This window comes from Pseudomonas sp. 22526 (assembly GCF_052044735.1).
Classification (GTDB): domain Bacteria; phylum Pseudomonadota; class Gammaproteobacteria; order Pseudomonadales; family Pseudomonadaceae; genus Aquipseudomonas; species Aquipseudomonas piscium.
Genome location: NZ_JBQENK010000005.1, coordinates 152,335 through 159,320 on the forward strand (window position 1 = coordinate 152,335; position 6,986 = coordinate 159,320).

General features: G+C 64.2%; 7 protein-coding genes. All 7 read left to right on the top strand.

The features are described from left to right. Window positions 1-108 precede the first annotated feature (108 nt). The 7 genes from trhP (at window position 109) to ACTJKT_RS09720 (ending at window position 6,918) form a co-directional block, all read left to right on the top strand. The gene (gene trhP / locus ACTJKT_RS09690) at window positions 109-1,446 is read left to right on the top strand and encodes a prephenate-dependent tRNA uridine(34) hydroxylase TrhP (protein ID WP_440786911.1); all 1,338 of its coding nucleotides are present in this window, start codon (window positions 109-111) and stop codon (window positions 1,444-1,446) included. Between the two features lie 287 nt (window positions 1,447-1,733). Then, complete coding sequence (locus tag ACTJKT_RS09695) at window positions 1,734-2,510, top strand: ABC transporter substrate-binding protein (RefSeq protein ID WP_440786912.1); 777 nt, start codon at window positions 1,734-1,736, stop codon at window positions 2,508-2,510. An 87-nt stretch (window positions 2,511-2,597) separates the two neighbouring features. Then, the gene (locus tag ACTJKT_RS09700) at window positions 2,598-3,287 is read left to right on the top strand and encodes an ABC transporter permease (RefSeq protein WP_440786913.1); all 690 of its coding nucleotides are present in this window, start codon (window positions 2,598-2,600) and stop codon (window positions 3,285-3,287) included. A gap of 13 nt (window positions 3,288-3,300) precedes the next feature. After that, window positions 3,301-3,999, top strand: a complete 699-nt coding sequence (locus tag ACTJKT_RS09705; protein WP_063432109.1) for an ABC transporter permease — start codon at window positions 3,301-3,303, stop codon at window positions 3,997-3,999. 9 nt (window positions 4,000-4,008) lie between these two features. Further along, on the top strand, window positions 4,009-5,121 hold the full coding sequence (locus ACTJKT_RS09710) for a succinylglutamate desuccinylase/aspartoacylase family protein (protein ID WP_440786914.1): 1,113 nt from the start codon (window positions 4,009-4,011) through the stop codon (window positions 5,119-5,121). A gap of 18 nt (window positions 5,122-5,139) precedes the next feature. After that, window positions 5,140-5,904, top strand: a complete 765-nt coding sequence (locus ACTJKT_RS09715; RefSeq protein WP_440786915.1) for an ABC transporter ATP-binding protein — start codon at window positions 5,140-5,142, stop codon at window positions 5,902-5,904. A gap of 105 nt (window positions 5,905-6,009) precedes the next feature. Further along, on the top strand, window positions 6,010-6,918 hold the full coding sequence (locus tag ACTJKT_RS09720; protein WP_440786916.1) for a MurR/RpiR family transcriptional regulator: 909 nt from the start codon (window positions 6,010-6,012) through the stop codon (window positions 6,916-6,918). Window positions 6,919-6,986 lie beyond the last annotated feature (68 nt).

Consider the following 6,986-nt stretch of genomic DNA (forward strand, 5'->3'; position numbering starts at 1 on the left):
CCAGCGTTCGGCCAAGTGCCCTGTTTTATTCGTCGAGCATAGATCCAGATCAATGAAGCTCGCGGGCCCAGGCCTTACCCTCGCGACCTTTTGCCATCGACAATCGCCATGACGCCCCTGACCCGCCCCGAACTGCTCGCCCCCGCCGGCACCCTGAAAAACATGCGCTACGCCTTCGCCTATGGCGCCGATGCGGTATACGCCGGTCAGCCGCGCTACAGCCTGCGGGTGCGCAACAACGAATTCGACCACGCCAACCTGGCCCTCGGCATTCGCGAGGCCCAGGCCCAGGGCAAGCGCTTCTACGTGGTCGTCAACATCGCCCCGCACAACGCCAAGCTCAAGACCTTCCTCAAGGACCTGGAGCCGGTGATCGCCATGGCCCCGGACGCGCTGATCATGTCCGACCCGGGGCTGATCATGCTGGTGCGCCGGCACTTCCCGCAGATGCCGATCCACCTGTCGGTGCAGGCCAATACGGTGAACTGGGCCAGCGTCGAGTTCTGGCAGCAACAGGGCCTGAGCCGGATCATCCTGTCCCGCGAGCTGTCCCTGGAAGAGATCGAGGAAATCCGCCAGCAGGTGCCGGCCATGGAGCTCGAGGTATTCGTCCACGGCGCCCTGTGCATGGCCTACTCCGGGCGCTGCCTGCTGTCGGGCTACATGAACAAGCGCGATGCCAATCAGGGCACCTGCACCAATGCCTGCCGCTGGAAATACCAGGCCGAGGCAGCCACGGAGAATACCGTTGGCGAGATCGTCCAGCAGTTCCAGCCGGAGCCGACCCTGGGCCTGGGGGCGCCGACCGACCAGGTGTTCCTGCTGCGCGAGGCCAATCGCCCGGACGAAGCGATGCCGGCCTTCGAGGACGAGCACGGCACCTACATCATGAACGCCAAGGACCTGCGCGCGGTGCAGCACGTCGAGCGCCTGACGCGTATGGGCGTGCACTCGTTGAAGATCGAGGGCCGCACCAAGTCGCACTTCTATTGCGCCCGCACCACCCAGGTCTATCGCCGGGCCATCGACGACGCCGTGGCCGGCCGCGAGTTCGACCGCAACCTGATGAACGACCTGGAGTCCCTGGCCCAGCGTGGCTACACCGAAGGTTTCCTGCGCCGCCACGTGCACGACGAATACCAGAACTACCTGAACGGCAGCTCGGTGTCGGAACGCCAGCAGTTCGTCGGCGAACTCACCGGCGAGCGCCGGGACCGGCTGGCGGAAGTGCAAGTGAAGAACCGCTTTGCCCTGGGCGACCATATGGAACTGATGACCCCCAAGGGCAACTTCCACTTCGACCTGCACCAGTTGCAGAACGTCCGTGGTGAGCCGATCGAGGTCGCGCCGGGGGATGGGCATAGGGTGTACCTGCCGATCCCGGACGCGGTGGATCTGCGTTTTGCCTTGTTGATGCGCGATGTGACGCCGAACGGCGCGGTTTAAGCCTGATCGAGATGGCGTCGTTGGTGACGCCATCGCGGGCAAGCCTCGCTCCTACACCGCAATCACGTCCCCCCTTTCCCCCGCCCCTGAATCCCTCCAAACAGGCTGTGCCAACCGGCACAGTCAGATATCCGCACGCGCCTTTTTGATATTATTATTTTCACAATGTTGATTTATGAAATAATACATGCCATTTATAGCCACACGAAAATCACCAGGACCGAACCACGCCAGAACGGACGGCTTGTACCCGTACCACCCCAACGCCCCTCCAAGGAGTCAACAAGATGAACAAGACAGAACTTCTAGGTGCTCTGGCGCTGTGCGCCGCAAGCTTCCTGGCCCATGCCGACGAAGACAGCCTGCGTATTGGCATCGAAGCCGCCTACCCGCCCTTTTCCTTCAAGACGCCAGAGGGCAACGTCAGCGGTTTCGACCACGACATCGGCAACGCCCTGTGTGAAGAGATGAAAGTGAAATGCGAGTGGGTCATCCAGGAATTCGACGGCATGATCCCGTCGCTCAAGGTGCGCAAGATCGATGCCGTGCTGTCGTCGATGTCGATCACCGAGGACCGGATGAAGTCGGTCGACTTCAGCAAAAAGTACTACCACACGCCGGGCAAGTTCGCGATGAAGGCCGGCAACGTGATCAACGACCCGGTGCAGGACCTCAAGGGCAAGAAAGTCGGCGTGCAGCGCTCCTCGACCTACGACCGCTTCGCCACCGAGCAATTGGCCAGCGCCGGCATCGAGGTGGTGCGCTACGCCTCGCAGAATGAAGCCTTCCTCGACCTCGCCTCGGGCCGTCTGGACGCCACCCTCGCCGACATCGTCAACACCGACGAGAGCTTTATCAAGACCGCGGCCGGCAAGGGTTTCGCCCTGGTCGGGCCGGACATCAACGACCCGAACTATTTCGGCAGGGGCGCCGGGATCGCCGTGCGCAAAGGCGATAGCGCCAATGTCGCGCGCCTCAATGCCGCCATCGACGCCATCCGCGCCAACGGCAAGTACCAACAGGTAATGGCCCGGTACTTCGCGTTCGATATCTACGGCGAATAAGCCTTACCCAGGGCCCTGGCGCCGGCCCCTTGCCGGTGCCACCGGGCCTGCCTTGCGCCTCGCGGCGCTCGCTTGAGGAACTTCATCATGCTCCACGGCTACGGATCGAGCATTCTCGATGGCGCCTGGCTGACCATCAACCTGGCGCTGACCGCCATGACCCTGGCCATTGCCCTGGGCCTGGTCGGCGCGGCCTTTCGCCTGTCGCCGCTGAAATGGCTGGCAATGCTCGGCGAAGGTTATACGACCCTGATTCGCGGGATTCCCGACCTGGTGTTGATCCTGCTGATCTTCTACGGCGGCCAGGATCTGGTGAACCGCATTGCCCTGGCACTCGGTTACACCCGCTATTTCGACATCAACCCCTTTATCGCCGGGGTCTGCACCATGGGCTTCATTTTTGGCGCCTATCTCTCGGAGACCTTTCGCGGCGCCTTCATGGCGATCCCCAAGGGCCAGGCCGAGGCCGGCGCGGCTTATGGCATGAGTGGCACCCAGGTGTTCTGGCGGATCCTGGTGCCGCAGATGATTCGCTTCGCCATTCCCGGTTTCACCAACAACTGGCTGGTGCTGACCAAGTCCACCGCGCTGATCTCGGTGATCGGCCTGCAGGACATGATGTTCAAAGCCAAGAACGCGGCGGACGCCACCCACGAACCCTTCACCTTCTTTCTCGCCGTGGCGGCGCTGTACCTGCTGCTGACCAGCCTGTCGTTGCTGGTGCTGCGTTATCTGGAAAAACACTATTCGGTCGGCCTCAAAGCCGCCGAGTTGTGATTGGGAGCCCCCCATGATTCTCGACTACCACCTGATCTGGGAAAACCTGCCGCTGTACTTCGGTGGCGTGCTGGTGACCCTCAAAGTGCTGCTGATTTCCCTGGCCTGCGGCCTGCTGCTGGCGGTTCCCTTGGCGCTGATGCGGGTGTCCCGCTCGCCGCTGATCAACTTCCCGGCCTGGCTCTACACCTACGTGATCCGCGGCACGCCGATGCTGGTGCAACTGTTCCTGATCTACTACGGCCTGGCCCAGTTCGAAGCGGTACGCCAGAGCCTGCTCTGGCCTTACCTCTCCAGCGCGACCTTCTGTGCCTGCCTGGCCTTTGCGCTCAACACCGGCGCCTATAGCGCCGAACTGCTGGCCGGCAGCCTGAAGGCCACGGCCCACGGCGAGATCGAGGCCGCCAGGGCCATGGGCATGTCGCGCCTGACCCTGTACCGGCGCATCCTCCTGCCCTCGGCCTTGCGCCGGGCGCTGCCGCAGTACAGCAACGAAGTGCTGATGATGCTGCAAACCACCAGCCTGGCGTCCATCGTCACCCTCGTCGACATCACTGGCGCCGCGCGCACCATCAGTTCGCGCTTTTATCTGCCGTTCGAGGCCTTCATCACCGCCGGGCTGATCTACCTGGTCCTGACTTTCATCCTGGTGCGTCTGTTCAAGCTGGCCGAGCGCCGCTGGCTGGCGTACCTGGCACCGCGCAAGCACTAAGGAGCTGTCATGGAGCACATTCAATACCGCTTGCCCTGGAGCGCTTCGGGCACCGAGCGCCAGCTGACGCTGTTCCGTTTCGGCAGCGGGCCGCGCAAGGCCTACATCCAGGCCTCCCTGCATGCCGACGAGCTGCCGGGCATGCGGGTGGCCGCCGAACTCAAGCGGCGCCTGCTCGAACTGGAAGAACAAGGTCGCCTGACGGGGGTGATCGAACTGGTGCCGATGGCCAACCCGATCGGCATCGCCCAGATGTTCCAGGCTACCCATCAAGGTCGCTTCGAGTTCGGCAGCGGCAAGAACTTCAATCGCGACTTCCCGGAGCTGACCCAGGCACTGACACCGCGCCTGGAAGGCCGGCTGGGCGGCGATGCCAGCGCCAACATCGCGCTGATCCGCCGGGCCATGCTCGATGTCCTGGCGGACCTGCCGGCGCCGACCTCGGAACTCGACGGCCTGCGCCGCCTGTTGTTGCAACATGCCTGCGATGCCGACGTGGTGCTGGACCTGCACTGCGACTTCGAGTCGGTGATGCTGCTGTACGCCATGCCGCAGAACTGGCCACGCCTGCGCTCTCTGGCCGCGCGCCTGTACGCGGGGGTCGCGCTGCTGGCCGAGGCCGCGGGTGGCAGCGCCTTCGACGAAGCCTGCGCCATTCCCTGGCTACAGCTGGCCGAGCGCTTTCCGACGGCCGATATTCCGCTGGCATGCGTGGCCACCACCATCGAACTGCGCGGCATGGCCGACACCGAACGCGAGCCCTGCGCCGACAGCGCCCAGGCCATTCTCGGCTACCTCGCCGACCAGGGCCTGATCAGCGGCGGCTGGCCGACACCGCCACCCTGCATCTGTGAGGCGACGCCCTTCGCCGGCGCGCAGTACGCCTATGCGCCGCACCCCGGGGTGGTGAGTTTCCTGCAACCCCTGGGGGCCCGGGTCAAGGTCGGCGACCCGCTGTTCGAGGTCATCGACCCGCTGACCGATCACCACAGCCTGGTGCGCGCCGAGACCAACGGCATCCTCTATGCCCGCGAACGCCTGCGCTTCGCCCAACCCGGTCTGTGGCTGGCCAAGGTGGCCGGCAATACCCCTATTCGCCAGGGTCGCCTGCTCAGCGACTGACTCCAGAGAATCGCAACCATGTACAAACTTGAAATTCAGGACCTGCACAAAAGCTACGGCGCCCACCAGGTGCTCAAGGGCGTGTCCCTGCAGGCGAAAGCCGGCGACGTGATCAGCCTCATCGGTTCCAGCGGCTCCGGCAAAAGCACCTTCCTGCGCTGCATCAACCTGCTGGAGCAGCCCAGCGCGGGCAGCATCCTGCTCAATGGCGAACCGCTCAAGCTGCGCGCCAACAAACTCGGCAGTCTCAAGGCGGCCGACCCCAAGCAGCTGCAACGCATGCGTTCGCGGCTGTCGATGGTGTTCCAGCACTTCAACCTGTGGTCGCACATGAGCGCCCTGGAAAACGTCATGGAAGCGCCGGTGCATGTGCTGGGCCTGGGCAAGCAGGAGGCCCGGGAAAAGGCCGAGCATTACCTGGCCAAGGTCGGCGTGGCGCACCGCATGGACGCCTGGCCGGCGCATATGTCGGGCGGCGAACAGCAGCGCGTGGCGATTGCCCGGGCGCTGGCCATGGAACCGGAAGTGATGCTGTTCGACGAGCCGACTTCGGCACTCGACCCGGAGTTGGTCGGCGACGTGCTCAAGGTGATGCAGGACCTCGCCCAGGAAGGCCGGACCATGGTGGTGGTGACCCACGAAATGGGCTTTGCCCGCGAGGTTTCGAACCAGTTGGTATTCCTCCACCAGGGCCTGGTCGAAGAACGCGGCGAGCCGCGCGAAGTGCTGGCCAGGCCCCAGTCCGAACGCCTGCGCCAGTTCCTCGCCGGCAGCCTGAAATAACCCGGCGCACCGCTGCCCTGGCGCTGCACGCCAGGGGGCGGCTTCGGATACACTCCGCCAACCTTGTGCCCTCTCCTCCAATCCTCAGGAACTGTTGAGCCGGATATGCCGACCCCACTGAAAGACACCACGGTCTATGCCGCGCCGGTGATGCGCAAACTGGCGGAAATCGTTGCCGAGCTGCCGCCGTCGCTGCGCAAGGTCGCGGACTTTATCCTGCGCCATCCGTTGAAGGCCGCGACGCTGACCATCGAGGAGATGGCCCACGCGACCTCGACCTCGCCGGCGGCGGTCAACCGGCTGGCCAAGACCCTCGACCTCGGCGGCTACACCGGCATGAAGGCCGAGCTGGTGACGACGCTGCAGCAAATGGTGTCGCCGGTCGACAAGCTGCGCAACGAACTGGCCCACCGCCCTGGCGGCGCCTTCGGCCTGCACGAGCAGATCCAGAGCGCCAGCAGCAACCTCGCCACGGCGGCGACCAACAACCAGGCCCAGACCTTCGACGCCTTCGTCGGCAGCCTGATCCAGGCGCGCAAGATCTACATTCTGGGCTTCGGCAACAGCGTCTACTTCGCCGGCCTCGCCGCCTCGACCCTGATGCCTTTCTGCGCCGACGCCACGGCCATCAGCATGGAAGGCGGCAACGAAAATGCCGCCTACCGCCTGGCCGCGATCACCGATCAGGATGTATTGCTGGCGATCTCCCTGCCGCGCTATTCCCTGGATACCCTGCAACTGGCGCGGTTCGCCAATGAACGCGGCGCCAAGGTGCTGGCCATCACCGACTCCCCCGCCTCGCCGCTGGCCAGCATTGCCGAACATGTGCTGTTCGCCCCCGCCGACCATCCAGTCATGACCAGCTCCAACATCGCGGTGCTGGCCCTGATCGAAGGCTTGGTGGCGGGGGTGATGGCGCGCAACAAGGAAGCGGTCAAGCTGGCGACCGAGCTGACCGAAAGCGTGATGTCCTACCTGCATATCCCGGGCAACGGCAAAGCGCGGAAGAAGTGAGGCGGTGCCAAGCTGCAAGCCTCAAGCTTGCAGCTCAATGTTGTCCTTTCGGACGTCATCGCGGGCAA

Coding starts and splice junctions, on each gene's coding strand:
- ACTJKT_RS09705 (WP_063432109.1), top strand. CDS start 3,301: ATGATTCTCGACTACCACCTGATCTGGGAAAACCTGCCGCTGTACTTC.
- ACTJKT_RS09710 (WP_440786914.1), top strand. CDS start 4,009: ATGGAGCACATTCAATACCGCTTGCCCTGGAGCGCTTCGGGCACCGAG.
- ACTJKT_RS09700 (WP_440786913.1), top strand. CDS start 2,598: ATGCTCCACGGCTACGGATCGAGCATTCTCGATGGCGCCTGGCTGACC.
- ACTJKT_RS09720 (WP_440786916.1), top strand. CDS start 6,010: ATGCCGACCCCACTGAAAGACACCACGGTCTATGCCGCGCCGGTGATG.
- ACTJKT_RS09695 (WP_440786912.1), top strand. CDS start 1,734: ATGAACAAGACAGAACTTCTAGGTGCTCTGGCGCTGTGCGCCGCAAGC.
- ACTJKT_RS09715 (WP_440786915.1), top strand. CDS start 5,140: ATGTACAAACTTGAAATTCAGGACCTGCACAAAAGCTACGGCGCCCAC.
- trhP (WP_440786911.1), top strand. CDS start 109: ATGACGCCCCTGACCCGCCCCGAACTGCTCGCCCCCGCCGGCACCCTG.